Here is a 25,598-nt window from a genome sequence, read left to right on the forward strand (position 1 = left end):
CACCGCCTCACACATCACGAAATGGAGCTGGAAATGCTAGCCGCAGAAGACACGAACATCACTGACCGCCCCCTCCGGGAGTCAGTGCGTGACACGCTCCGTTCAAGGATTTTTGAGGGGCACTATGCGCCCGGCACCAGGCTGGTGGAGCGCGACCTCGCCGCCGAATTCAACGTCTCCCGACTGCCCATCCGCGAAGCACTCCGCATGCTGAGGCAAGAAGGGCTGATCCGGGACCGCGCCGGCCGCGGTTCCGAGGTCAGCGGCTTGAGCGCCAAGGACGTGGAGGACCTCTTCGACGTCCGTCAATCCTTGGAAGTCCTTGCCTGCCGCTTGGCAGCCAAGCGCGCTACCGCCGCGAATCTTGAACACCTCGCCGGACTGCTGGATGAGGCCGACCGCTGCCTGGCCAAAGGCTCCATCCTGGAAGCCCACCGCGCCAACAGCGATTTCCACGATGCCATCACGGCCATCGCCAACAACGACTTTCTCCGCTCCGCGCTGGAACCACTCCAGGGACGCATGCACTGGCTGTTCCGCCACGTCAGCGACCTCCCGGAACTCATCCAGGAACACCGCGACCTCTACGCCGCGATCGCCAGTGGCGATCCTGACCGCGCCGCTACCCAGTCGGCGTCGCACATCGGCAAGTACCGCGAGCAGTTCCCTGACGATTCCAGCCACACTGAGCCCAAGCTGCAACGGAAAAGATCATGAAACTCCTGGTCATCAACCCCAACATCAGTGACGATGTCACGGCACTGATCGAGGCCGAGGCCCTGCGTTCGGCAGGACCGGATACCGAACTGATCGTGCGGACCGCCGGGCACGGCGTCGAATATATCGAAACCCGCTTCGAATCGCTGATCGCTGCTGGCGCTGTTGCCGAGCTGATCGCCGAATACGCGCACGACGGCGGAGCCAGCCTTGGGCGTGAACGCGGCGGTGCCGCTGTGGACGGCGTCGTTGTGGCTGCCTTCGGGGATCCCGGCATGCCCGCCCTGAAGGAACTGGTGGACGTACCGGTCATCGGGATCACCGAAGCCGCACTCTGCGCGGCAGCACTCCAGGGCCAGCGTTTCTCCATCATCGCCATCTCGGACCGTATCCAGGCCTGGTACCTCGACTGCGTGGAGCGGTTCGGTTTCGGCGGCCGTCTCGCCTCCATCCGATCCATCAACCAGAGCCTCAATTCGATCGGATCCGTGCAGGCCGACTTCAAGGAAACGCTCCTGGCACTTAGCCGGCAGGCGGTCGCAGAGGACGGTGCCGACGTCGTGATCCTTGCAGGTGCGCCGCTAGCAGGACTTGCCCGCGAGCTCGAAGGCCAGATTCCAGTGCCCGTGGTGGACGGCATCTCGGCCGGCATCCGCATGACGGAGGCCGTGGTCGCGTTGAAGTCGGGGGCACATCGCGGCGGCTCGTTCGCCGCGCCACCGGTCAAGCGCCGTCAGGGTCTCTCCGAAAACCTCGACGCCGCCCTGACCGTCGCACAGTCGGCGCACCTTTCCTCGTCCCCCACTCTCTAACGCTTCCCAAGAACAAGGAGGACAACGATGTCCCATTTCCCCGATCTCGTCATTGCCAACGGCACCGTGGTCAACAGTTTCGGCCGGCAGGCGGCCCACGTCGTAGTGGACAGCGGACGCATCGTCCAGCTCATTGACGCCACCGAACCCATTCCCGCGGCTGCCCGCACCATTGAAGCGCACGGCCAGCTGGTCATTCCCGGTGGCATCGATGGCCACTGCCATGTTGCCCAAGTGACGGGCCGATTCCGCACCCTGGATGACTACCGGACCACATCAACGGCTGCGCTGTGGGGTGGCACCACCACGATCATCGACTTCGGCATCCCCCGCGATGCCCAGGAGACACCGCTGGAAGCTGTGCTGAACAAGAAGCGCCTGGCCGCCGAGTCGCGCTGCGATGTTGCCCTGCACGGCTCGGTTGTCGCATGGGATGAGACGGTCCCGTGGCAGCTTGAGCAGCTTGCTGCCGAGGGCGTCCGGTCCGTGAAGATGTACACCACCAACCGCGGTTCAACCATGGCCGACGGCGACACCATCCTGAAGGTCATGCGCGAAATGGTGCGCTTGGATGGCCTCACGTACATCCATGCAGAGCACGATCCCATCATCACCGATTGCACTGACCAGCACGTCGCGGATGGCCGCATCGGCATCGAACACCTGCACCGTACCCGGCCTGAGCTTGCCGAGGAGATCTCGGTCAAGGAAACCCTGGCGATGGCCGAGTACACCGGAGCGCCCGTCTACTTCGTCCATCAGTCCACTCCGGGCGCCGTGGATCTGGTCACCGAAGCCCGCGAGCACGGCCAGGAGGCGTACTCCGAGACGTGCCCGCACTACCTGACCCTGGATGACACCGTCTACGGTTCAAAATTCCCCGAGTGGTACGCCTGCTGTCCGCCGATGCGGAGCGCCGAAACGGTGGCCGCACTCAAGGAACGCCTCGCAGCCGGGGCCATCCATACTGTTTCCTCGGACCACTCCTGCTACGATCTCTCGCAAAAACGCGAGCGCACGGACGACGTCCGCTACATGCTGCACGGCCTCCCTGGCGTCGAGACGCGCATGCCCGTGACGTTCACGGCATTGGTCACTGAGTCGGGCGGCTCTGTGGAGGAGTTCGTTGAGGTCTTCTCCGCCGGCCCCGCACGGATCAACGCCGTGCCGCGGAAGGGCGCCATCGTGGAAGGCTTCGACGCCGACCTCGTGATCTTCGATCCCGCCACACAGCAAACCGTCGACGGCGGTGCGCTGCACATGGGGACTGATTTCTCGCCTTTCGAAGGGAAGACGCTGAACGGCTGGCCCGCCGTCGTGGTCTCTTCCGGGCGAGTGGTCCTCGACGAGGACGGTTTCCACGATCCTGGCGCAGTCGGCCGTTTCGTCGCCCGGAACGGGTTCGCTGAACACCGCGACGCCCTCTCTGTTCCCGTCCTTCCCTCTGCCGAATCCCTCAGCGCCTAGGAGCAAGCATGCCTTCACACAACCGCCCCATCCGCATCGGCATGATCGTGCCCTCCTCCAACACCTGCCTTGAGCCGCAGACATACCGGATTCTGGGCGATCGCCAGGATATAACCATCCATTCAACCCGCATACCGGTCACGCGAATCGCCCTCGACGACTCCTCGGACAAGCAATTCGATTCCTCTGTAATGCGTGCCGCCGCCGAGTTGCTGGCCACGGCGAATGTGGACGTCATTGCTTGGAACGGCACCTCCGGATCCTGGCTTGGAGCTTCCCACGACCATGCCTTGGCCAGTGAGATCACCGACGCCACAGGCATACCGGCCACCACGTCCACGCTCGCCTACTTGGACGCGTTTTCTACTTTTGGCACCGAACGAATCGGATTGTTCACCCCCTATACGGCAGACGTGAATGAGGCCGTGATCGCGTCCTATGCCAAGGAAGGCATCAAGACGATCGATCACCGGCACCTCGACCTGACTGATAACGAATCCTTTGGCCGGGTCACGGATGAGGAGATGCTACCGGGTTCCCTTGAGCTGGCCGCCGCCCACCCGGACGCCTTGGTATACCTGTGCACGAATCTTTACGGAGCCAACATCACGGCCGAGGTGGAGGCCCGGACCGGCGTTCCGGTGCTCGATTCTGTGGCAGTGACTCTCTGGCATGCACTCAAACTCGCTGGCGCACCGCTGCTCGACGCCAAATGGGGGCGCTTGCTGGCTGAGTAGATGAGCTTGCCCGTCACGGCTCATTCCTCATCGATGCGTTCGAGCAGCTTGCCGAGCGCATCCCGGATGTCGTCATAGTCGTTCTGCGCCGCACGGCTCTCGGCAGAGATGACCGCACATCTGTGGATCTTCTTGAAGTCGCCGAAGGGAAATTTGTAGTGGCCCTTTTGGTCAGCCGGATGATCGTCGTCCACGCCGAGGTACCACTTGGAATACTCGGCTTGGCCGTTCTTCTCCAGGAACTCATTCTCGTCCTTGGTGGACGGGGCGTGCTCGCTCCAGTCATCCCGGACGTCCTTGACGATCTTGCCGTCACGGATCAGGTGCTTCGCGTTGTCGAAGGCTTTCTTGTTGAGTTTCACGGTCATGGCGCAACCTCGCTTCGATGTGGCGGTTCGGCATGGGTTGGGTAACTCGTACGGTTCAGCTTAGGACGACGGCGGATGGCCGGGAAGAGCCAGGGCCCCGCGCACTCCAAGGATTGCGTTCAAGGGATGAGCCGTACCCGGAGCCCTGTTCCGGGTTCCTTCATGACCAACCGACGTTCGATTGCTCCAAGTTGTTTGAGCCATAGAACTTTGCCGTCGGCAGTCACGGCCTCCACCCGGCCTTGGTCCACGATCTTGTTGCCACGCCAGATCTGCACATCCTGGCCAACGAGTGGCCTCCAATCAGTCACCCTCTTGCTTTGTGGTTTGTCGAAGCGCGAATCGGGCGTCGAATCCTTCATGTCGTCTTGCAAATCGCTGACTCCTAGCCATTCATCTTTCCGCAGTCGCCTTCTGGGCAGACTTGTGTACAAAAGATGTGGCTCTGCAAACCCGGATATGACGCGAATATCGGTGCCGAATTTAGGGGACCAATCCTCCTAGAGCGCCTTCACGGCGCCCAACACCTTGGTCAACGAATCCTTCGCGTCGCCGAAAAGCAAAGTGGTCTGAGGTTCGTAGAGAAGTTCGTTTTCGATGCCGGCGAATCCTGGACGCATGGAACGCTTGAGGAATACCACCTGCCGGGCCTCAGCTACTTCCAGGATGGGCATTCCGTAGATCGGCGAACCTGAGGTGGTCTTGGCTGCGGGGTTCACGACGTCATTGGCACCCACCACTAGGGCAACGTCCGCGGTCTTGAACTCCGGATTGATGTCGCTCATTTCCTTCAGCGATTCATAGGGCACGTTGGCCTCGGCAAGAAGGACGTTCATGTGCCCGGGCATGCGTCCGGCCACCGGATGGATGGCGAAGTCAACCTCAGTCCCGCGTGCTTCCAAAGCCAAGGCCAATTCAGCGGCTGTGTGCTGGCCTTGCGCAACAGCCAAGCCGTACCCCGGAACGATGATCACCCGCTGGGCATAGCCGAGCAGCACCGCAACATCTTCCGGGCTGGAGGACCTGACCGGGCGCTCACTCACGGCAGTGGACCCAGCCGTGGAGCCACCCTTGAAGGCACCGAACATGATTCCCGCAACGCTTCGGCCCATTGCGGCAGCCATGGCCCGGGTGAGGATGGTGCCTGACGCTCCAACCAGGGTTCCGGCAACCACCAGGAGTACGTTACCCAGCACCAACCCCGACGCGGCAACGGCCAATCCGGTGAAAGCGTTGAGCAGCGAGATGACAATCGGTACATCGGCGCCGCCCACCGGGAGCACCAGCAGGACACCGGCAACAAGACCAAGGATCAGCAGCACGAACGCGAGCAGCAATGAACCATCCAGTATCACCACCACCCCTGCGCCCACTGCGGCCAGCAGCACCACGGCCATCAGGACGGGCAGGCCCGGGAACGTCACCGGCCGGGTGGTCATCAGCCCTTGCAGTTTGGCAAAAGTGACGCCAGAACCCGCAAAGGAAACCGCTCCGACCAGCAGCGTGAACACAATGGCCAAGCGAACCCACGCATCACCTGTATGCGAGAGCTCCAGCAATGCCACGAGCGCAGCCGCACCGCCACCCACGCCGTTGAACAGGGCCACGAGTTGCGGCATCTGTGTCATCTGAACGCGGCGCGCCACAGGTGCGGCCACCACCGATCCCACGGCTATTGCCCCAACGATCCACGGAACGTTGTCCAGTTTCACCGAGACGAACGCAGTAACCACGGCCAACAAAGCACCGAATGCCCCGATGAGGTTTCCGCGCCGTGCAGTCCGAGGGGAATTCAGTCCCTTCAAAGCAAGGATGAAACAAGCAGCCGCTGCGAGGTAAAGGAGAGCCGTCCACGTGGGATCCAGAAGAGTCACCGGCCGCGCTCCTTGCCCGCATGTTCCCCGGAGGAGACAACTGACGACGACGGCCGTTGCTTCCCACGGAACATCTCCAGCATGCGGTCCGTCACCACGAATCCGCCCACAAGGTTGGCCGTGGCCAGGACTACAGCCAGCAGGGCGACTGCCAGTACCCACGGATCAGAGGCCTGGCCCGCAACGATAATGGCACCCACCAGAATGATTCCGTGGATCGCATTTGCCCCGGACATCAGGGGTGTATGGAGGGTACTGGAGACTTTGGAGACGACCTCGAAGCCCACGAAAACTGCCAGTACGGTGATCGTGAGCAGACTCATGCCATCCATCAATGCACTCCTTCACTGCCAGGGTTGGCCGCTGTGTGGGCACTTCCAAAGGGGCCGGTCTCACCCGCGAGCGCCGCGAGTGCTTCAGCTGTTGGCCCGTGCCGCACCTCGCCGTCGTGGGTGAGGCAGGTTCCCGCCACAACCTCGTCCTCAAAGTCGGGGGCCACCACTCCCTCCCTGGTCATCAAAGCGATCAGGTTGGCCACGTTCTTGGCGAACAAACGGGAGGCATCTGCGGGCATCGCGGATGCTGGGTCCTTGAGCCCCACCAAGGTCACTTCACCTTGCCCATCAGCGGTGGGGATGTGGATGTCCTGCCCCGGGATGCTGCCTTCCACGTTGCCGCCTGACTCAGCCGCCAGATCTACTACGACGGATCCGGGGCGCATCCCTTGGACCATTTCACGGCTCACCAGCAGCGGTGCGCGCCGACCGGGAACGGCGGCCGTTGTGATGAGGACATCTGCCTGCGCCACATGCGGGGTCAAGAGCGCACGCTGCAAAGCACCCCTGTCTGCGCTGAGTTCACGCGCATACCCTCCTGAAGCTTCAGCGGTTTCAAGGTCCAGCTTGATGAATGTCCCGCCCATGGAAGCCACTTCGTCCGCCGACGCCGGACGGATGTCATTGGCCGAAACCCGCGCGCCCAGCCTCTTGGCGGTGCCGATCGCTTGGAGCCCGGCCACACCTGCACCCAGCACCAGGACACGGGCCGGCGGAATGGTCCCGGCCGCGGTCATGTACAAGGGGAAGAACCGTGGCAGACGCGTCGCGGCCTCGAGGACGCAGCGGTATCCGGCCACCAATGCCTGTGAGGTGAGGGCGTCCATGGACTGTGCCCGCGAGATCCGGGGAACCAGTTCCAGCGCAAAGGATGTGATGCCACCGGCGGCGAGCGCCCGCACCGTTGGTAACTCCGACGACGGCGCCCCCAACCCGACGGTGACCGAACCAGGGCGGAGGGCTCCCGCCGTCGACGGTTCCATGGGACGCACGTGGCAGTAAACGTCCAGGGATCCGAGATCCAAGGACTGCACAACGGAAGCGCCGGCCTGCCGGTATTCGTCGTCGCTATGTCCGGAGGCGATCCCCGCCCCGGACTCGATCTCAACATCAAGGCCCAACCCGGTCAATTGCTTGACCGTTTCGGGCGTGGCTGCCACTCTGCGCTCACCGTCGAGTGCCTCGCGCGCTATGCCTGCTTTCACCCGCCACCCCTCTTCGGGAACTCTCCAGAACCAGTTGGCACGAGTCTATGGCCGCAAGGGTCCGGACGGGAGTAGGGGGTGCGCTATGTGGACAAGTCCATTAGGGTCGGTGGAAGCTGGGGCACCCAGCCTCCACACCGTCGACGAGCCGGTTCCGGCCGTGCCGTCGGGAAGGAACGCCGCCATGGACACATTCAAAATCGGCTATTTCGTCGGAAGCCTCTCCAGTACATCTATCAACCGAGTCCTCTCCAAAGCCCTCATCAGCGTGGCGCCTCCGGAACTGGAGTTCCATGAGATCGCCATCCGGGACCTCCCGTTGTACAGCTCCGACTACGACTCCGACTTTCCGCCTGCCGGCAGGGAATTGAAGGATGCGATCGCCGCGTCGGACGGCATCCTGTTCGTCTCCCCCGAGTACAACCGTTCCATTCCAGGCGCTTTGAAGAACGCCATCGACTGGGGATCCCGGCCGTGGGGCACCAACTCCTTCGCCCGGAAGCCCACCGGCATCATCGGAGCGTCGCCGGGCGGCATCGGAACCGCGGTGATGCAGTCCTCCATGCGCAGCGTGCTCAGCTTCCTCGACGCACCCCAGCTGAACGCGCCGGAGGCTTACATCCGCTTCGTCGCGGACGCGTACGACGACGACGGCTCGGTTAAGGACGAGGGCACGGCAGGGTTGCTGCGCCACTATATGGCGGAATACAGCGCGTTCGTCCAGCGTGTCCTGGCAGCCAACGCTCCGGGCCATATCGGCGATCAGGAACCGGATTCGGCCAAGCTCACGCGCTAGCCCCTCATTGGTCAGTATGCTTACTAGTACGAGGATTCGCGAACACGCCCTTTCCCAGAGGAGAAACGATGCTTCGTAGATTAGCCCTGGCAACCCTGGCACTGACCCTCTTCACCGGGTCCCTGTTGTCCGTCACTGCAGCAGCAAACGCAGCCGCTCTGCAAGGCCACGTGGCTGCCACCACCCCCACACCGTCGGCCTCGCCGAGCAACCCGTCCGGCCCGTCAACGGCAACACCCACAAACCCGGCTCCTTCGTCGGGTGGGCAAACCACGTCCAACCCGGCAACCAGCGGACCTGCCAACCCAGGGACTGGCGAGTCGGACCCGCAGGAACAAACCCGCACAGACGTGACACCGTGGATCCTGGCCGCCGTTGCTGCGATCATCGTCATTGCGCTGATCATCTGGGCGGTTCGAGGACGCGGCCGGAATGAGGAAGTGAGGGACGAGCCGCTCTAGGCGAAGCTTAGACGGGACCGGGCGCCCGGCGCGCTGTCTAGCGCGGGAAGCAAGTGCGGCCTGCCTCTGTTCCTATGGATACCTGATGACTTACCACATCTGCGCACGGGGACGACCCTTCGCCTCAACGGGATACCGGGCGCGCTCAAAGCATAGGCTGGTGATACCGTCGGCTAGCCCACGCGCTCAAACACCATCGTTGTCTGGATGCGGTCCCCGCCGCCGATCATCCCCTTGCTCCCGCTGCTCGCCGTGGTAATCGTGTGCAGCCGGTAGCCCTTCGCGGCCTGATCGTTGATGGCCTTCTCCAAGGACGTCAAATTGCCCGAACCGGTTCCCCACAGTTTCTCCTTGAGGATCACTTGCAGGACGACATACTGCTGCATGACACCGCTCCCTTCCGTTGCTGGTCAATTGGAGGCAATGCTACTCAACGCGGCGGCGGCCGTGGTGCCGTCTAACCGCGGACTGTCTCCGTCGTTAGCCTGCCAATGGCGCTGCTTTCCAGATTCTCCAGCAGGTGCCGCGGATTGTCGTAGACCTCCGCGGCGCCTGCGTCGCGGAGTTCTGCCTCGCTGATACCACCACAGGTCAGGGCAATAGCGGGAACGCCAATTGCCGCCGCAGCCTTCACATCCCAGACTGCATCGCCAACAAATACGACGTCGGCTGGCTCGAGTTCCAGCTTCTTCAAACACGCCAGGAGGATATCCGGGGCCGGCTTGCTTTCATCCGCGTCATTGGAGCTGGTCCACGCGTCGATGGATCCGCCGGCGTCGAGGAGCCGCCTGCTGACATCAAGGTCGCGCTCTTGGGCTGACGATGCCAGCCCAACCGCCAGCCCGGAGTCGGAGCAAGCGGCAAGAAGGTCCCGTGCGGAATCGAAGGCGCGCAGTGACGGCCAGAACGTCGAAAACACAGCCCCGTGCGCGGATTTGAGTTCCTTTAGTAGATCTTCCGGACAGTCCGGAACCAGGTGCTGGACCAGCTTGTCGCCACCCATTCCGACGCAGCGATGAATGCTGGAGATCTGGATGTCCATTCCTTCCCGCCTGAACGCCTGCCACCAGGCGAACGCGTGGAAGTAGCTGGAGTCGATCAACGTCCCATCGACGTCAAAGAGGACACCGCGTTTCTTGGAACTGGAGTTGGCTGGAGTAGACATTTAGTAAGTCTACTTATGACTACCATCCACGGAAACTCACCTCTGACTTCGACATATTGCGTAACGCCGGAAATACGCGTCTGCAACATCTTGTTGGCCTGATTATGACAACAATCGGAATCATCGGTGCAGGACACATTGGCAGCCAGGTGGCACGCAAGGCAGTGGAACTTGGCTACGACGTCGTGATCAGCAATTCACGGGGGCCGGAAACCCTTGCGGAACTGGTCACAGAACTCGGGCCGCGCGCCCGGGCCGCGACGGCAGCTGAGGCAGCAGCGGCGGGTGATTTCGCCGTCGTGACTGTTCCCTTGAAGAACTATCAGGACATCCCGGCAGAACCGCTCGAAGGCAAAATCGTCATCGACACCAACAACTATTACTGGGAGCGCGATGGTCGCATTCCCGCGCTCGATAACGGCGAGGCCACCACGTCAGGCCTGCTCCAGAAGCACCTGCCCACATCCAAGGTAGCCAAGGGTTTCAACCACATCTTCGCCAAAGACATCACCACCGACGGCACCCCTGCCGGCACTCCCAACCGCCGGGCATTGGCCACGGCCAGTGACTTCCCGGAAGCCGCCGAACTCGTGACCAGGCTGTACGACGAGTTCGGTTTCGACACCGTCAACATCGGGCCCCTCGAAGACAGCTGGCGCGTCGAGCGCGACCGCCCCGCCTACGTCATCCGTCAGAACGCGGACGAACTTCGTGACAACCTCGCCAAGGCAACGCGCACCCTCTGATAGGCGCGGACCATCTGATAACAGAACACGCACGACGGCGGCAGGCGGCTTACGCCTGCCGCTTCCTTTGTACTGGGGTGCCTGGGTGCTGCCACTCCATGAGGGCGGCCACGATTTGAGGCCGGGATTTGGGCCGGGATTTGCATCACGAATTGGCTGCTGGACGCACATGATGAGTGGCTGCCTCCCAGGAGGCCCCGCGCATAGGGCATTCCGGGAGGCAGTCGCGCCTATTAAGCCCCGAACCTGAGGAGTTGCTATGTCTACCCGAACTGAGAAATGGCCTGCAGGAACACCCGCATGGGTGGATCTGGGCGTCGACGATCTCCCTGCCGCGACGTCCTTCTATACCGAACTGTTCGGTTGGAATTACCTCTCCGGCGACGAGGAAGCAGGGGGCTACCTGCTGGCCCAACTCGACGGAAAGGCAGTTGCTGGACTTGGCCCTAAACAGGATTCCAACATGCCGACCGTCTGGACCACCTATCTTGCATCGGACAACGTAGACACCACGGCTAAAGAGGTAGGAGCGGCTGGCGGCCAACTCATTGCTCCCCCCTTCGATGTGATGGATTCCGGCCGCATGGCAATTGCTGCGGACAGTGTCGGCGCGGCCTTTGGCATCTGGCAGGCAGGCAGCCATATCGGGGCAGAGCGGGTCAACGAGCACGGCACATTGTGCTGGAACGAACTCCACACCCGCGACTACGCGCTGGCCCGCTCCTTCTATGCAGATGTCTTTGGCTACACCCACCCGGACATCGACCAGGACGGATTCATTTACGCAACCGTCAAACGCCCATCCGATGGCCGCGAAGTGGGCGGCATTCATCACGACACCGAAATTGCCGAGGGCGTCCCGAACCACTGGTTGGCGTGGTTTGCCAGCGACCACGTCGATCGAACTGCCGCAACAGCCTTGGAACTCGGCGCTTCGGCGTTGATGCCCCTCACGAACAGCCCCATGGGGCGGATGGCTATCCTGCAGGCACCGCAGGGAGAAATCTTTGGCATCATCGACGCACCCCGGACCAAGGACTAGGCCCGGAGTAAGGACTATGCCCAACCCAACGGCTACGTCAGGACAGCGTCCAAAGCTTCGCTGATGACCTCTTGGGCGTGTGCCGCTGCGAGCGGCGCCGCGAGACGGTGCACCGCCTGGAAGGTCCGGCGGACTTCCGGCCCATGCCATTCGGGCGGGAGGTAGTCCGCCGGGAGGTTGGGGTCCCGGTAAGGGAACTTGCGCCACAAGGTGAGCATCGGGATGTAGTAACGGAAAGCGTCGCGTCGCACCTCGGCCGTGGAATCAGCCAGGGCCGCCGCAGGGTCGGTGCCCACCAGGTCAACCCACTGCTGCTCCGCGCCCCGGTAGATCTCAAGGAACTCCGTGAATTGTTCATCGAGTTCCTTGAGATCCCACCATTCGGAGATCTTGGGCCGCATGGGGCCATCGAAAACGTAGTCGCTGCGGAAGAGGTCTACGAATTCGATCAGCCCGCCGGCAGTCAGGCGTTCGCGGGCCTGCTCCAGCTTGTGCGCCGGAGCGATCCATACCCCGGACGCCACGGACCCAAATCCCAGGCTGGACAAAGCGGACCTCAGCTGGTGCCGGCGGTTCCGCATCGACTCGGGCACAGAGAACACGGCGAGCACCCACGTATCCACGGGAGCTGGCTGTTCCGGGGCGAAGATCCGCCGATCACCTTCACGGAAAACATCGCTCACCGATTCGGCGATCTTGTACTTGGCAATGCCGCCCTCCCGGACGCTCTTCAGGACACCTTTTGCCTTGAGCCTGGAAACGGACGATCTCACACCCGGCGCGTCATAGCCGAGCGTACCGAGCATCGAAACCAGCGCGGAGACCGGCAACGCATCACCAGCATTCCGGCCATAAAGACCGAAGATGGTGACCAGGAGTTGCTGATGGCGCACCGGGGGTGCCGGGACGGCGAACATTGAAGGACCCTCATTTCCGCGCCATGGTGAGGCGCCAGTCATGTTCATCATAGGTGCGCCATAGATAACACAGATGACTTTAAGGCCCATGTTGAGCTTCAACATGGGCCTCAAAGTCATCCGGCGGGATGCTATGCGGCAGACCGCACAGCCCGCACGAAATGTTCCGGCCAAGGCTGGGACGCCGTTGTGCCGTTGGGGACGTGCACCGTGGTTACCGTCCCGAAGGCTGCCACCTCGCTGCCCTCCGACGACGCACCTTGAGGCGACCCAACCTGAGACGACGCACCTTGGTGGGTTCCGCCGTCGGGCATTCCGCTGGCCGTATCTTCAAGCGGGTGGCCCCGGACCTCGAAGGCCATGGTGAGCGAGGCCCGGCCGAGCGCGTGGATTTTCACCGTGGCGGTGACGCGCTGGCCGAACCAGAGCTTGGCCTTGTAGTTGATCACCTGCTGGACGCGAGGAGCGTTGGGAAAGTAGTCGGGCAGTTCCAAGGAGCGGAACAGCTCCGCCTCGGCAGCTTCCACCCATCGGAGGATGGCCGAATTGTGTTGGTGGCCGGAGGCGTCGGTGTCCACCCACTCGACCATCCGCTCAACGCTCGCTTCAGGAAACGCGTCCATGGTTCTCCTAGCGGGGGCTGACTGCTGCGGTCTCGTCGTCCGGATCCGCGACGCCGGCTCCCGCCTTGGACGTAACAACGGTCACCTCGGGTTGTGGCTTCGGAATCATTGCGACGGCGGCCGCGGCCACCACTGCGATACCGGCGAAGATGGCGAAGTTGGCTTCGAAGGGAAGCTTGGAACCTGCGATCCAGCCGCCGATCAAGGGTCCGGAGATTGCGCCGAGGCGGGCAAAGCTGAGGGCCCAACCCGTAGCCGTACCGCGAACTTTGGCCGGGTAGTAGTCGGCGATGTAACCGGTCAGGACCAGGGACGTGGAGATCGAGCCAACGCCGGCAAATGCTACGAACAGCAGGTTTACCACCATGGTGTTGGGGAAGACCAGGAGCATGATGCCCAGGCCGCCCAGGATGTAGAACACCACCAGGATGAGCTTCTTGCCGTATTTGTCTGCCGCGCGGCCCAGGAGCAGGCCGCCGATGGCCGAGGCCAGGCTGAAGACCAACAGGAATGTCAGGGATGAACCCAAATCGTAGCCGGCCTTCTTCATGATGCTCGGCAGCCAGGTGTTGAGCCCGTAGACGAGTACCAGGCCGCAGAACAGGGAAACCCAGAAGAACACCGTGGACCGCAGGTATTTCCTGGAGAACATGGTGGTGATGGTCTTCCACCACGGATCGGCGGTGTGTGAAGCGGGCTGCGCGACAGTTGCAACCGGCCGGTAGTCGACGATCTCCAGCTTGGCAGCCAAGGTCTTCGCTTCCTTCTTGCGTCCCTTGGACTCGAGGTACTCCAAGGACTCCGGGAGGAACTTCCAAATGATCGGCAGCAGGACAACCGGCGCGGCACCAATAGCAATCACGGCCCGCCAGCCACCAACCGGCAGCACGAACATTGCAGCAAGCGCGGCCGCAACGATGCCCAGCGAGTAGCCGGAATACATGAGGCCATAGTTGTAGGAACGCCTGTTGGGAGCTGAGTACTCGATGGTCAGGGCTGCGGCCACGGGGATGACACCGCCCATACCGAGTCCGCCGATGAGCCTGAAGAATCCAAACAGCTCGGGCGTCGGAGCCCAGGCCGCACCTGCCTGCGTGAGGGTGAAGATCACCATGGACGCCAACAGCATCTTCTTGCGGCCTACGAGGTCGCTCAGGGTCCCGATGAACAGGGCTCCGATAAGCATGCCGATCAAGGCATATGATCCGAGGCCGCCGAGGGCCAGCGGGCTGAGGTTCCATTCCTTGTACTCGGCCAGCGCCGGAAGCACTGCCCCCAGAACGCCGACGTCATAGCCCTCGGCGAGGATGGCGAGCCAGCAACAAATCAGCACCAACCCGGTGGTGCGCTTGGGCACGTTCCAGTCATTGACCGGTGCGGCGGCCATGGCTACTTCACCAGCGCAGACGCAGTAGCGGACGCGGGTGTCCAGCGGAGGTGGTTGGTTGTTTCTTCGGTGTCGGGTTCGCGGAGGAGGGACAACCGGGGGCGGACGGCGTCGGTGCGTGTGCTGGGGGGCTTGCGGCGGCCGGCGCGGAATTGCGGGATCCATGCGGCACCGGGGCCATGGTATTCCTGTTCAGCGGCGGCGTGCAGGGTCCATTGGGGGTCGTACAGGTGGGTTCGGCCCAAGGCGATGAGGTCCGCGCGTCCTGCCAGGAGGATGGAGTTCACGTCGTCGTAGCTGGAAATCGCTCCGACGGCGATCACGGCCACCCCGGCAGGGGCGGCGACTTCCTGGCGGATGCGGTCCGCGAACGGGGTCTGGTAGCTGCGCCCGAACGCGGGCTTCTCTTCCTTGGCTACCTGGCCGGTGGAAACGTCCAGCCCGGCAGCGCCGTGCTCCACAAAGGCCTTGGCGATCTCGACCGAATCGTCGGAGGTGTTGCCGCCTTCGATCCAGTCCGTCGCGGAGATCCGCACCGTGACCGGCTTGTGGGCGGGCCAGGCCGCGCGGACGGCGTCGAATACTTCCAATGGGAACCGCAGCCGGTTCTGAAGGCTGCCACCGTACTCGTCGGTGCGTTTGTTCGAGACCGGGGAGAGGAAGGAAGAGAGCAGGTAGCCGTGCGCGGCGTGGATTTCCAGGAGGTCAAAGCCTGCCTCACGAGCGCGGATCGTGGCGGCGACGAACTCATCCCGGATGGCGTCCATGCCTGCGCGGTCCAGCTCCGCCGGGGTCTGGTTTTCCGGGCCGTAGGGCACGGCGGACGGACCAACGGCCTGCCAGTTGCCGGTCTCGAGGGGCTGGTCGATGCCTTCCCACATGAGCTTGGTGGAGCCCTTTCGGCCGGAGTGGCCCAGCTGCGCGCCGATCTTGGCGGTGGAACGGGTGTGGACGAAGTCCACGATTTCCTTCCAGCTGTCGCGTTGCTCATCGGTGTAGAGGCCGCTGCAGCCGGGGGTGATACGCCCGGTTTCGGACACGCAGACCATCTCGGTCATGACCAGGCCCGCACCGCCAAGGGCTTTGGAGCCGAGGTGGACTTTGTGGAAGTCCCCCGGGATCCCGTCGGTGGCGGAGTACATGTCCATGGGCGAAACGACGATGCGGTTCTTCAGTTCCAGTTCCCCGATGAGGAAGGGCTGGAACATCGCCGGCGCTACCTGGGACAGGCCCTGGGATTCAGCGAAGTTGCGGTCCACGGCGTCGGCGAATTCGGGGTCGCGCAGGCGCAGGTTTTCCTGAGTGATGCGGCGGCTGCGCGTGAGCAGGTTGAACGCGAACCGGGTGGGGTCCTGGTCCTTGTACTGGCCGATCCGTTCGAACCACTCCAGCGAAGCCTGCGCGGCGCGCTGCGTTGAGGCGACCACGGGACGGCGCTCGGCCTCGTACGCGGCCAGGGCGGAATCCACATCCGGGTGTTCATGCAGGCACGCGGCCAGGGCGAGGGAATCTTCCATGGCCAGTTTCGTGCCCGAGCCGATGGAGAAGTGCGCGGTGTGCGCGGCGTCGCCGAGCAGGACCACGTTGCCCTTGCGCCAGCTCTGGTTCCGCACCGTGGTGAAGTTGATCCACTTGGAGTTGTTCGACAGGACCTCGTAGCCGTCCAGTTCCTCGGCGAAAATCCCGCGGATCTTCGCGATCGCCTTCTCATCCGAAACTCCGGGAGGGAAGACCTCGTTGGCGGTCTCGTCGAACCCCGCCGCTTGCCATACGTCCTGGTGCATTTCCACGATGAACGTCGAACCCTCATCGGAGTACGGGTAGCCATGGATCTGCATGACACCGAACTCGGTTTCCTTGACGAAGAACTTGAACGCCTCGAACACCTGGTCCGTGCCCAGCCACATGAACTTGTTGGTCCGCGGGTCCAGGTCCGGGCCGAACGCGTCCGCATACTGGGCGCGGATTTGGGAATTCACACCATCAGCGGCGAGCACCAGGTCATAGTTCGCCTCCAGGTCCTCGATGGCCGGGGCCAGCGTGGAGAACCGGACATCAACGCCCAGTTCGATGCAGCGGCGCTGCAGCAACTCCAGCAACTCCTTCCGGCTCATTGCCGCGAAGCCCTGCCCGCCCACCGTGACCACCTCGCCACGGAAATGGATGTCAATATCGGACCACCGCGCAAACCGCCGGCTCATGTACTCCGCGACTACCGGGTCCGCGTTCCCGATCCCGCCGAGGGTTTCATCGGAAAACACCACACCGAAACCAAACGTGTCACTGGCAGCATTCCGCTCCCACAAGGTGATCTCGTGCGAGGCATCCAGCTGCTTCATCAGTGCTGCGAAGTACAACCCACCCGGGCCGCCTCCAACAATTGCGATCTTCATGCTTATGCTCCTTCTCAAGCCTGGCTTTGGCCGGCGGGGGTAAGTTGTTGGGTTTGTGCTTCGCCTGTGGCGCTCTCGTTGAGGAGGCCATCGCGGAGCTTGAAATGCTGGAGTTTGCCGCTGGGATTCCTCGGCAGCTCGGTGACGAAGCGGATATCGCGCGGGTACTTGTACGGGGCGATGGTCTGCTTTACGAAGTCCTGGATTTCCTTACGCTTCGCGGCGTCGCCAATGACGCCCTCGCGCAGGACGATAAACGCGCACACAATGCTCCCGCGCTCAGGATCAGGGCGGCCGATCACCGCGTTCTCCACCACGTCCGGGTGCTGGTCGATGGCCGTTTCCACCTCGGGCGCGCCGATGTTGTAGCCGGAGGAAACGATCATGTTGTCGGAGCGGGCCTGGTACGTGAAGTACCCGTCCTCATCCATCGAGAACGTGTCGCCCGTGACATTCCAGCCATTCACGACGTAATTCGCTTGGCGTGCGTCGTCCAGGTAGCGGCAACCCGTCGGCCCAATCACGGCCAGACGGCCGGACTGGCCAGGGCCGAGCTCCTCGCCGTCTTGATCAAGAATGGTGGCGCGGAACCCCGGCACGGCCTTGCCTGTAGTACCTGGACGAATATCGTCCCCGGCAGCGGAAATGAACACATGAAGCAACTCTGTGGCGCCGATTCCATTGACCAGCTTCAGGCCGGTCGCTTCACGGACCGCTTGCCAGGTCTCCTTGGACAAGTGTTCGCCCGCCGAAACGGCAACGCGGAGGCCACGGAGCAAGTCTCCGCGCTTTTCCTTCAGGATCGCCCGGTAGGCAGTAGGAGCCGTGAAAAGGATGGTGGCCCCTGCAGCCGAAGCATGCTCGGCCAGTTCCACAGGCCCGGCTTTCTCCGTCAAAAGCGACGACGCGCCAAACCGCAGCGGGAAGATCACCAATCCGCCAAGCCCGAACGTGAAAGCAAGCGGCGGGGAACCGGCGAAGACATCATCAGCGGTGGGCTGCAGGATGTGGCGGGCAAAAGTGTCCGCATTCGCCAGGACGTCCCGATGGAAATGCATGGTCACCTTGGGCACACCCGTCGTCCCGGACGTCGGCCCCAGCAGGGCTACGTCGTCCGCAGCCGTGTCCACAGCCGTGAACTCCCCGCTCTTGCCTTCGCAACGGACGGTGAGGTCGCCGTCGTCGGGTCCTCCGTAGCTGAGGACGGTCACATCCTCTCCTGCCGCCGTCGCGAGCTCATCCACGAAGCGGTGATCGGAAATTGCGACCACGGGCTTGGTGAGCTGGATCAACGTGGCTACTTCGCTGGAACGCAGCATGGGCATCGTGGTGACCACCACGGCGCCCGCCTTAAGAACGCCCAGCCAGGCAGCAACCAGCCACGGATTATTCGGACCGCGAAGCAGCACACGGTTTCCGGGCTCCACGCCGAGGTCTTCGGTAAGGACCTGGGCAACCTGGTTGGAGTGCTTTTGCAATTCGCCGTAGGTCCAAACCGTGCCATCCGGGGTACGGAGCGCTGGCCGGTCCGGGCCGTACGTCTCGACGGCGTTGTCGATCAGTACGGCGGCTGCGTTCAGCCGCTCCGGGTAGTGGAGTTCGGGAAGGGTAAATTCGAGCGCCGGCCAAGTGTCGGCGGGCGGCAGGTGGTCGCGGGTGAACGTGTCCACGTGGGCCGATGGCGTCATGCTCATGGCCGTTCCTTTCAGTGGTGCATCAGTGAAGCTGGGGATGGTGTTGGGGGTAAGACTGTTCAGGCGCGGATCATGCCTTCTTGGGCGACTGTGGCGAGGAGCCTTCCTTGCCGGTCGAAGAAGCGGCCCATCGCCAGGCCCCTGTTGCTTTGGCCTGATATGGCCTCTTGTGCATAGAGGACCCAGTCGTCGGCGCGGCCATCGCGGTGGAACCACATGGAGTGGTCAAGGCTGGCGGTGGTGAGCCTGGGACTGGACCAGTTAAGTCCGTTGATCCGGAGTAGCGGCTCCAGGATCGTGTAGTCGCAAACGTAGGCAAGGGCAGTACGGTGCAGGTTGGCGTCGTCGGGGAGGCTGTCGAAAGCCTTGACCCAAATTGCCTGCTGAGGCATGGATCCACCCTCAAGCTCAATGTATACCGGTCCCGGAATATGCCGCATGTCAAAACTACGGCCTGTAGACCAATAGTCTGCGGCTGGGCCTTCTGTCCCGTCCAGCGCTTCCGCTGCGGAGCGCAGCGATTCAGGCTCGACGGCGGCAGGAGCCTCCGGCTGGAAGTCCGGACCATCTTCGGGAACCTGGAACGAACCCATCGCGGCATATACAGGCTTGCCATTCTGGAAACCGCGGACATTACGGGTGGAGTAGCCGCGACCGTCACGCAAACGTTCCACTTCATAGCGAACATGCGCACCGATGTCCACGGGTCTCATGAAGTAGCTGTGCATCGAGTGGAGCTGCCTGTCACTATCCACGGAAAGCATCATGGCCGCTGCCGCCTGGGCCACCATGTCGCCGCCGTAGGCTTTGGGCCACGGCACGTATTGGGTGGTCGCTTCATAGGCTTCGTCGAAAACCCGGGCCTCTGTTGGGGTGAGGTCCACAGCCCTGAGGAAGGTCTCCGAGGTCAAGGTTCCAGTGATCATGGTGGTTATGCCCGGCGGTAGTCAGCGAGGGTTTCGTCCGGGACGTCCTCGAGGTTGACCACGAGGTTCTCCGGGGTGCGGGCGGTCAGCCACACGAGCTCTTCGGTGACGGACATGTTTGCTTCGACGTGCGGCATGAACGGCGGAACGAACACCCAATCCCCGGCCTTCATGTCGATGAACTCTGAGTAGTTGTCGCCGAAGTAGATACGGCCGTGGCCGCGGAGCACGTAGCCGCCGGTTTCGGCTTCGCCGTGGTGATGGGGCAGGGAGCGGTACCCGGGGGTGTTGGAAACCTGGCCGAACCAGATCTTGGTTGCCGGAGTGTGCTGGATGCTTACTCCGGAGACGCGGATGCAATCCCCGGACTGGGCGGTGTTGGTGTCTTCTTCACCCGCGCGGGTCACTACGGGGACGACCTTGCCGTTAGCGCCGGCATAGATGGAGTTGTCGCCTTCAAGGCGGTATTCGGTGGTGGTCTGGCTCATGGGGTTCTCCTTTTGGCGGTGGGTCTTAGGCGTTGGCAGGGGGTTTTAGGCGTTGGCGGGGACTGGCGCCGGCGCGTGGATCCGGAACTGGTTTTCCAAGCGGCCGATGCCGTCGATTTCGGTTGCGAGGACGTCGCCGTCGTTCAGGAAGCGAGGCGGGGTCATGCCCATCCCGACTCCCCCGGGCGTTCCTGTGAGGACGAGGTCGCCGGGGCGCAGGGTGGTGAACTGGGAAATGTACGAAAGGAGCTTCGCGGGGCCGAACACCAGGGTGCTGGTATTGCCCTGCTGTACGAGTTCACCATTGACGTAGCCGCGGACTTCGAAGCTGTCGCTGGCCTCGTCCGCAGTCAGCATCACCGGCCCCACTGGTGTGGTTGCGTCGAAGGCCTTGCCTTGGAACCACTGCAGCGTGCGGTTCTGCCAGTCACGCATGGAGACGTCGTTGGCAACCGTGTAACCGGCAATCGCCTTCCGGGCCTGATCTTCGTCAGCACGGAACAGTTCAGAACCCACGACGACGGCGAGCTCGGCTTCCCAGTCCACGCGACCGCTGCCGTGGACTTCTACGACGTCCGCAGCTCCGATCAGGGTGTCAGCATATTTGGCGAAAAGGGTGGGGTACTCAGGAAGTTCGCGGCCCATTTCCTGGATGTGGTCCCCGTAGTTCAGTCCGCAGCAGATGACTTTTCCGGCACGGGGCAGGAGCGGGGCAAAGTCGGCTTCAGTTGCTGCGATGACGGGCTGCCCTGCTTCCGCTGCCTTCTCGGCGATCAACCGCCATTCCGGCTGGGCCAGGAGCGCGCCGACGTCGATGGCCGGCAACGCAAGGTACGTGTCGACGCCCGCGGCGAGTGCCGCCGTCGTACTTCCGCCGGAGGTGCGCAAGGTGGCAAGTTTCATGGGTTCTGCTCCTTCGGGATTCAATGTGTCGACTTTTTTACGATCGTCACATATGCTCAACGTAGCACGGCAGAAATGATCTGCACAGAGGCATTTCAAAAGTTTTTGCAGTTGCCACAACAAGGAGGAACAGCATGAGCCACAAAACAATCAACCCGGAGTCGCTTCCCAAGCCATCCGGCTTTGCGCACGGCATACTTGCCGGCAACACGGTGTTCCTGGGTGGACAGACTGCCTTGGACAAGAACATGAACATCGTGCCGGGCGGCATCGTGGAGCAGTTCACGCAGGCGTTCTCCAACGTCCTCACCACGCTGCGCGAGGCTGGCGGACAGCCCGAGGACCTGGTCAACGTGACGATCTACCTGACCGATGTAGACGACTACATCGCGAACGGCCGCGAGATCGGACGGATCTGGCGTGAAATGGCTGGCACACAGTACCCGGCGATGGCTGGCATCGGCGTCACCCGGCTGTGGCAGAAAGAAGCCATGATCGAAATCCAGGGCATCGCAGTTATTCCTGAGGGCTAAATCTCTGGCTCTTGCACTTGCGGTGACGGAGGATGTCACCATGGGAACCGTCACCGAATACTTGGCCAGCGTCAGCGAAGACAACCGGCAGATGCTGGAGCGGATCGTTGACATCGCCCGGGAACTCGCGCCCGACGCCGAGGAAGGCACCAGCTACGGCATGCCTGCCTTGCTTGTGGACGGCAAGGGCTTCGTGAGCGTGCTCGAAACCAAGAACCATCTGGCCCTGTACCCTTTTAGCGGCCAGATCCTGCCGGAGATGTCGGAGGAGTTGGGAGGCTACTCGTGGTCGCCGGGGACATTGCGGTTCTCTGCGGACAACCCTGTTCCCGACTCCATGGTTCGGCGGATTCTTGAGACGCGGCTGGCTGCGATCAGGAAGTAGGCGGAGGGACCCGCTGGCCGAGTCAGTGCTTCGCGGAAACGTCCTGTGAGATCGCGTTCGCCGTTGCGACGACTTCCTGCCGCACGGACTCGAGATACTTGTCCGGGTCCGGCTCCGCCGCGACAGCCTGGGCCTGGAGGGACACGTTGATAGCGGCAACATTGTCGCCATTGTTGTGGTTCCACACCGGCGCCGCGATGGACATCAGGCCGATTTCCAGCTCTTGATCGAGCAGGCACCAGCCTTGCGCACGGACATGCTCGACGGCGGCCCTCAAGTCTGTCGCATTGGCCACGGTTCGCGGTGTGATGGGCTTGAGTTCGACCCTGGCCAGGTATGCCTCGAGCTTGGCCTGTGGGAGACCAGCGAGCAGCACACGGCCCATGGAAGTTGCGTAGGCCGGGAAACGTGTGCCCACGGTGATGCCGACGTTCATGATGCGCTTTGTGGCTACGCGAGCCACGTAAAAGATGTCCTGCCCGTCCAGCACGGCCGCGGAGGTGGACTCCCCCAGCTTCAGGGACAGTTCCTCCAAGTGTGGCTGCGCCAACTGGGGCAGAGAGAGCGCCGAAAGGTACGAATAGCCGAGCTGCAGCACCTTGGCCGTGAGTGCGAAGGTTTTGCCGTCGGTGCGGACATACCCGAGCTCCACAAGGGTGTGCAGGAAGCGCCGCGCGGTTGCCCTGGTGAGGTCGGTCCGGGCTGCGACTTCGCTGAGGGTCATGACCGGATTGTTCGCATCGAACGCCCGGATCACGGACAGACCCCGGGCCAACGACTGAACGTACTGGTCGCTGGCCTGCGGGGTTACTGCCGATTCGCTCATGGTTACCAATCCTAGGGGGCGTTGTGGGGCCTACTCTGCATCCCCACCGCCTCCCTAACCTCGCAAGCTCGGCCAAGGAACCCGGGCGATGTGGGCCCTGCCAGGGCAATACCAAGCAGAGCGGGCCCCACAACCCGAGGGAGTCTTAGGCGCCGGGCTTCAGGGGCAGCGGGACCAATTCCTGGATTTCCTCGAACGTGCACCCGAACGTCTCGCGGACTGTCACACCATCGGGCCCCGTGAGGAAGACGGCCTTGTCGGTGTACACGCGGGTCACGCAGCCCACGCCGGTCAACGGGTAGGTGCACTGTTCCACGAGCTTGGACACGCCCTCGCGCGTCAACAAAGTCATCATGACGAAGACGTCCTTGGCGCCCGTGGCCAGATCCATCGCCCCGCCCACGGCGGGGATCGCGTCCGGGGCGCCCGTGTGCCAGTTGGCGAGGTCGCCGGTGGCGGATACCTGGAAAGCGCCGAGGACACAGATGTCCAAGTGACCGCCGCGCATGATCGCGAACGAATCGGCGTGATGGAAGTACGAGGCTCCGGGCAGCTCCGTGACGGGGATCTTGCCTGCGTTGATCAAGTCACCATCGACGTCATCCCCAACGGCGACCGGACCCATGCCGAGCATCCCGTTCTCGGTGTGGAGGGTGATGTTCTGTTCCTCGGTGAGGTAGTTGGACACGAGCGTCGGCTGGCCGATGCCAAGATTCACGAACGAACCAGGCGCGATGTCACGTGCCACCAGCTGGGCGAGCTCGTCACGTCCCAGCGGCTTCTCGGACGTCTGGATGCTTGTTTGGGTGCTCATGATCAGGCCACCTTCTTGTTTGAATCGGCAGAATCGACGCGGACCACACTGTTGACGTAAATCCCCGGCGTCACCACGTTCTCCGGATCCAAAGACCCGGTCGGCACAATCTCCGAGACCTGCACAATGGTGTGCTTGGCAGCGGCAGCCATGATGGGGCCGAAGTTACGGGCAGTCTTGCGATACACGAGGTTGCCCTTGCCGTCCGCCTTGAGTGCCTTGATCAGTGCGACGTCGGCGTGGATCGGCGTTTCGAACACCTGCCACTTTCCATTCAGCAGTCGCGTTTCCTTGCCCTCGGCCAACGTGGTGCCGTAGCCGGTGGGTGTGAAGAACCCGCCAATCCCAGCGCCCGCGGCACGGATGCGCTCGGCCAGGTTCCCCTGCGGGACCAGTTCCAGCTCAATCTCGCCGGCATGGAACTTGGCATCGAAGTGCCAGGAATCGGACTGCCGCGGGAAGGAGCAGATCATCTTACGGACCCGGCCTTCCTTGATCAGCAACGCCAGGCCTTGGTCACCCTGGCCGGCGTTGTTATTGACCACGGTGAGGTCCTTCGCGCCGCAGTCCATCAGGGCGTCGATCAGTTCGAACGGCTGGCCGGCGTTGCCGAAGCCGCCGATCATCACCGTGGAACCGTCCTTGATGCCGGCGACAGCTTCACCAACAGTGTCAATAAATTTCAGCATGATCCACCTATTCCGATACGCCCGCAGAAACGTTTTCCAGCACCACAGCCAGGCCCTGCCCAACACCGATGCAGATCGCCGCAACACCCCAGCGCTGTCCGGAGGTCTGCAGGGACCGAGCCAGCGTGCCCAGGATGCGGGTGCCGGAGGCCCCAAGCGGGTGGCCCATCGCGATCGCGCCGCCGTGGCGGTTCACGATGGACGGGTCGATCCCCCACGCGTCAACGCATGCCAGCGACTGCGCGGCGAACGCTTCGTTAAGTTCGACGGCGCCAACCTGGTCCCAGCCGATGCCCGCCTTTGCGAGGGCCTTGTTCGCGGCCTCCACCGGCGCGAACCCGAAGAACTGGGGATCGTTGCCATGGGCACCCCTGCCCGCGATGCGGGCCAAGGGATCCATGCCAAGGATCGACGAAGCAGCCTCCGAACCAATCCACGCAGCCGAAGCACCATCGGACAACGGCGAGGCGTTACCGGCGGTGACGGTGCCGCCGTCGGGCCCTGAAGACTCAGGCCGGAATACCGTCTTCAAACCGGCAAGCTTCTCGGCCGAAGAACCAGCCCGGATGCCTTCATCCCGCACCAGGTCCGTTCCCGGCACCGCGGAAACCAACGAATCGTAGAAGCCTTCGTTCCACGCTGCATCGGCCAGATTGTGCGAATCCGCAGCGAACTGGTCCTGACGCTCACGCGTGATCCCGTACTTCTCGCGCAGCCGTTCGGTGGCCTCGCCCAGGGAGATGGTCCAGTCCTTGTTCATGGCCGGGTTCACCAGACGCCAGCCGAGCGTGGTGGAGGCCAGCGTCATGTCCCCGGCGGGGTACGGCTTGGAAGTCTTCGGCAGCACCCACGGGGCCCGGCTCATGGACTCTGCCCCGCCCACGAGCATGAGCTCAGCATCGCCGGCATTGATCTGGCGGGACGCAATGATTGCCGCGTCCAACGACGAACCACAGAGACGGTTCACCGTGGTCCCGGGGATGGATACCGGGAGTCCAGCCAGCAGGGTTGCCATGCGGGCTACGTTGCGGTTTTCTTCGCCGGCGCCGTTGGCGTTGCCGAACACCACCTCGTCGATCCGTTCAACATCCAAACCTGGAGCCCGGCGGACAGACTCGCGGACCACATGGGCAGCGAGGTCATCGGGACGCACAGCAGCAAGTCCTGAGCCGAACTTGCCAAAGGGTGTGCGTACGGCGTCGTACACAAAAGCCTGGTTCATGGGTTTCTCTTTCTGCTTGCCCAACTAGGTCGCAATAGTGCGCGTTTTGGGGGGTCTAAACGCGCACAAGTGC

Annotated in this window: 29 protein-coding genes; 10 read left to right on the forward strand and 19 right to left on the reverse strand. The window is 62.8% G+C overall.

All coding sequences use genetic code 11. The features are described 5' to 3' along the window. Nucleotides 1–33 precede the first annotated feature (33 nt). The 4 genes from LDN82_RS21465 to LDN82_RS21480 are packed head-to-tail and all read left to right on the forward strand — an operon-like array spanning nucleotide 34 to nucleotide 3,733. Nucleotides 34–717, forward strand: a complete 684-nt coding sequence (locus LDN82_RS21465; RefSeq protein ID WP_224165789.1) for a GntR family transcriptional regulator — start codon at nucleotides 34–36, stop codon at nucleotides 715–717. Further along, nucleotides 714–1,529: an aspartate/glutamate racemase family protein gene (locus LDN82_RS21470; RefSeq protein WP_224165790.1), complete on the forward strand. Its 816-nt coding sequence runs from the start codon at nucleotides 714–716 to the stop codon at nucleotides 1,527–1,529. Before LDN82_RS21465 ends, LDN82_RS21470 begins: the two co-directional genes overlap by 4 nt. Before the next feature lie 27 nt (nucleotides 1,530–1,556). Further along, nucleotides 1,557–2,996: an amidohydrolase family protein gene (locus LDN82_RS21475; RefSeq protein ID WP_224165791.1), complete on the forward strand. Its 1,440-nt coding sequence runs from the start codon at nucleotides 1,557–1,559 to the stop codon at nucleotides 2,994–2,996. A gap of 8 nt (nucleotides 2,997–3,004) precedes the next feature. Then, nucleotides 3,005–3,733 (forward strand): aspartate/glutamate racemase family protein, encoded by a 729-nt coding sequence (locus LDN82_RS21480; protein WP_224165792.1) that lies wholly within the window; start codon nucleotides 3,005–3,007, stop codon nucleotides 3,731–3,733. A gap of 20 nt (nucleotides 3,734–3,753) precedes the next feature. Here LDN82_RS21480 and LDN82_RS21485 read toward each other — a convergent pair whose 3' ends face one another. From LDN82_RS21485 to LDN82_RS21505, 5 genes are all read right to left on the reverse strand, one after another. Beyond that, nucleotides 3,754–4,101 carry a hypothetical protein gene (locus tag LDN82_RS21485; RefSeq protein WP_224092974.1) on the reverse strand — a complete coding sequence of 116 codons (348 nt, stop codon included), beginning with the start codon at nucleotides 4,099–4,101 and terminating at the stop codon, nucleotides 3,754–3,756. Nucleotides 4,102–4,220: 119 nt separating this feature from the next. Next, nucleotides 4,221–4,463: a hypothetical protein gene (locus LDN82_RS21490; RefSeq protein ID WP_224165793.1), complete on the reverse strand. Its 243-nt coding sequence runs from the start codon at nucleotides 4,461–4,463 to the stop codon at nucleotides 4,221–4,223. A 138-nt stretch (nucleotides 4,464–4,601) separates the two neighbouring features. Further along, nucleotides 4,602–5,975, reverse strand: coding sequence for an NAD(P)(+) transhydrogenase (Re/Si-specific) subunit beta (locus tag LDN82_RS21495; RefSeq protein WP_224165794.1), 1,374 nt, complete (start codon nucleotides 5,973–5,975; stop codon nucleotides 4,602–4,604). Continuing rightward, the gene (locus tag LDN82_RS21500; protein WP_224092964.1) at nucleotides 5,972–6,307 is read right to left on the reverse strand and encodes an NAD(P) transhydrogenase subunit alpha; all 336 of its coding nucleotides are present in this window, start codon (nucleotides 6,305–6,307) and stop codon (nucleotides 5,972–5,974) included. Before LDN82_RS21500 ends, LDN82_RS21495 begins: the two co-directional genes overlap by 4 nt. Continuing rightward, nucleotides 6,307–7,515 (reverse strand): Re/Si-specific NAD(P)(+) transhydrogenase subunit alpha, encoded by a 1,209-nt coding sequence (locus tag LDN82_RS21505; protein WP_224165795.1) that lies wholly within the window; start codon nucleotides 7,513–7,515, stop codon nucleotides 6,307–6,309. The genes LDN82_RS21500 and LDN82_RS21505 overlap by 1 nt, the downstream gene beginning before the upstream one ends. A gap of 184 nt (nucleotides 7,516–7,699) precedes the next feature. On the opposite strand from LDN82_RS21505, the gene LDN82_RS21510 reads away from it, so the two are divergent. Then, entirely contained in the window at nucleotides 7,700–8,311 is a 612-nt protein-coding gene (locus LDN82_RS21510; protein ID WP_216927281.1) for an NADPH-dependent FMN reductase, read from the forward strand. Between the two features lie 68 nt (nucleotides 8,312–8,379). Next, entirely contained in the window at nucleotides 8,380–8,772 is a 393-nt protein-coding gene (locus tag LDN82_RS21515; protein ID WP_224165796.1) for a hypothetical protein, read from the forward strand. A 173-nt stretch (nucleotides 8,773–8,945) separates the two neighbouring features. On the opposite strand, the gene LDN82_RS21520 is transcribed toward LDN82_RS21515, so the two are convergent. Then, nucleotides 8,946–9,158, reverse strand: a complete 213-nt coding sequence (locus tag LDN82_RS21520) for a DUF4177 domain-containing protein (protein ID WP_224165797.1) — start codon at nucleotides 9,156–9,158, stop codon at nucleotides 8,946–8,948. A gap of 71 nt (nucleotides 9,159–9,229) precedes the next feature. Further along, nucleotides 9,230–9,937, reverse strand: coding sequence for an HAD family hydrolase (locus tag LDN82_RS21525; RefSeq protein WP_224165798.1), 708 nt, complete (start codon nucleotides 9,935–9,937; stop codon nucleotides 9,230–9,232). Between the two features lie 104 nt (nucleotides 9,938–10,041). Between LDN82_RS21525 and LDN82_RS21530 the strand changes: the two genes are divergently transcribed. Together LDN82_RS21530 and LDN82_RS21535 are read left to right on the forward strand one after the other, a co-directional pair. Further along, nucleotides 10,042–10,683 (forward strand): NAD(P)-binding domain-containing protein, encoded by a 642-nt coding sequence (locus LDN82_RS21530; protein WP_224165799.1) that lies wholly within the window; start codon nucleotides 10,042–10,044, stop codon nucleotides 10,681–10,683. Nucleotides 10,684–10,942: 259 nt separating this feature from the next. After that, nucleotides 10,943–11,725: a VOC family protein gene (locus LDN82_RS21535; protein WP_224165800.1), complete on the forward strand. Its 783-nt coding sequence runs from the start codon at nucleotides 10,943–10,945 to the stop codon at nucleotides 11,723–11,725. 32 nt (nucleotides 11,726–11,757) lie between these two features. Here the strand turns inward: LDN82_RS21535 and LDN82_RS21540 are convergent, their stop codons facing one another. From LDN82_RS21540 to LDN82_RS21575, 8 genes are all read right to left on the reverse strand, one after another. Beyond that, nucleotides 11,758–12,693 (reverse strand): PaaX family transcriptional regulator C-terminal domain-containing protein, encoded by a 936-nt coding sequence (locus LDN82_RS21540; protein WP_224165801.1) that lies wholly within the window; start codon nucleotides 12,691–12,693, stop codon nucleotides 11,758–11,760. An 80-nt stretch (nucleotides 12,694–12,773) separates the two neighbouring features. Beyond that, nucleotides 12,774–13,265: an acyl-CoA thioesterase gene (locus tag LDN82_RS21545; protein WP_224092939.1), complete on the reverse strand. Its 492-nt coding sequence runs from the start codon at nucleotides 13,263–13,265 to the stop codon at nucleotides 12,774–12,776. 7 nt (nucleotides 13,266–13,272) lie between these two features. After that, nucleotides 13,273–14,652 carry an MFS transporter gene (locus tag LDN82_RS21550; RefSeq protein WP_224092937.1) on the reverse strand — a complete coding sequence of 460 codons (1,380 nt, stop codon included), beginning with the start codon at nucleotides 14,650–14,652 and terminating at the stop codon, nucleotides 13,273–13,275. Between the two features lie 2 nt (nucleotides 14,653–14,654). Next, nucleotides 14,655–17,045 carry a bifunctional salicylyl-CoA 5-hydroxylase/oxidoreductase gene (locus LDN82_RS21555; RefSeq protein WP_224165802.1) on the reverse strand — a complete coding sequence of 797 codons (2,391 nt, stop codon included), beginning with the start codon at nucleotides 17,043–17,045 and terminating at the stop codon, nucleotides 14,655–14,657. A gap of 14 nt (nucleotides 17,046–17,059) precedes the next feature. Next, nucleotides 17,060–18,739, reverse strand: a complete 1,680-nt coding sequence (locus tag LDN82_RS21560; protein WP_224165803.1) for an AMP-binding protein — start codon at nucleotides 18,737–18,739, stop codon at nucleotides 17,060–17,062. Nucleotides 18,740–18,798: 59 nt separating this feature from the next. After that, nucleotides 18,799–19,665 (reverse strand): acyl-CoA thioesterase domain-containing protein, encoded by an 867-nt coding sequence (locus LDN82_RS21565; RefSeq protein WP_224165804.1) that lies wholly within the window; start codon nucleotides 19,663–19,665, stop codon nucleotides 18,799–18,801. A gap of 5 nt (nucleotides 19,666–19,670) precedes the next feature. Further along, nucleotides 19,671–20,153 carry a cupin domain-containing protein gene (locus tag LDN82_RS21570; RefSeq protein WP_224165805.1) on the reverse strand — a complete coding sequence of 161 codons (483 nt, stop codon included), beginning with the start codon at nucleotides 20,151–20,153 and terminating at the stop codon, nucleotides 19,671–19,673. A 45-nt stretch (nucleotides 20,154–20,198) separates the two neighbouring features. Then, the gene (locus tag LDN82_RS21575) at nucleotides 20,199–21,056 is read right to left on the reverse strand and encodes a fumarylacetoacetate hydrolase family protein (RefSeq protein ID WP_224165806.1); all 858 of its coding nucleotides are present in this window, start codon (nucleotides 21,054–21,056) and stop codon (nucleotides 20,199–20,201) included. 134 nt (nucleotides 21,057–21,190) lie between these two features. Between LDN82_RS21575 and LDN82_RS21580 the strand changes: the two genes are divergently transcribed. After that, nucleotides 21,191–21,589, forward strand: coding sequence for a RidA family protein (locus LDN82_RS21580; protein WP_224165807.1), 399 nt, complete (start codon nucleotides 21,191–21,193; stop codon nucleotides 21,587–21,589). Nucleotides 21,590–21,629: 40 nt separating this feature from the next. Next, entirely contained in the window at nucleotides 21,630–21,974 is a 345-nt protein-coding gene (locus LDN82_RS21585; RefSeq protein WP_224165808.1) for a DUF1801 domain-containing protein, read from the forward strand. Between the two features lie 22 nt (nucleotides 21,975–21,996). Here LDN82_RS21585 and LDN82_RS21590 read toward each other — a convergent pair whose 3' ends face one another. The 4 genes from LDN82_RS21590 to LDN82_RS21605 form a co-directional block, all read right to left on the reverse strand. Beyond that, nucleotides 21,997–22,800, reverse strand: a complete 804-nt coding sequence (locus LDN82_RS21590; protein ID WP_224165809.1) for an IclR family transcriptional regulator C-terminal domain-containing protein — start codon at nucleotides 22,798–22,800, stop codon at nucleotides 21,997–21,999. A 145-nt stretch (nucleotides 22,801–22,945) separates the two neighbouring features. Then, nucleotides 22,946–23,614 (reverse strand): 3-oxoacid CoA-transferase subunit B, encoded by a 669-nt coding sequence (locus LDN82_RS21595; protein WP_224092918.1) that lies wholly within the window; start codon nucleotides 23,612–23,614, stop codon nucleotides 22,946–22,948. A 2-nt stretch (nucleotides 23,615–23,616) separates the two neighbouring features. Further along, entirely contained in the window at nucleotides 23,617–24,303 is a 687-nt protein-coding gene (locus LDN82_RS21600) for a 3-oxoacid CoA-transferase subunit A (RefSeq protein WP_224092916.1), read from the reverse strand. A 7-nt stretch (nucleotides 24,304–24,310) separates the two neighbouring features. Beyond that, nucleotides 24,311–25,525: a thiolase family protein gene (locus tag LDN82_RS21605; protein ID WP_224165810.1), complete on the reverse strand. Its 1,215-nt coding sequence runs from the start codon at nucleotides 25,523–25,525 to the stop codon at nucleotides 24,311–24,313. Nucleotides 25,526–25,598 lie beyond the last annotated feature (73 nt).

Origin of the sequence: Arthrobacter sp. StoSoilA2, from assembly GCF_019977195.1 — a bacterium.
Lineage (GTDB): Bacteria > Actinomycetota > Actinomycetes > Actinomycetales > Micrococcaceae > Arthrobacter.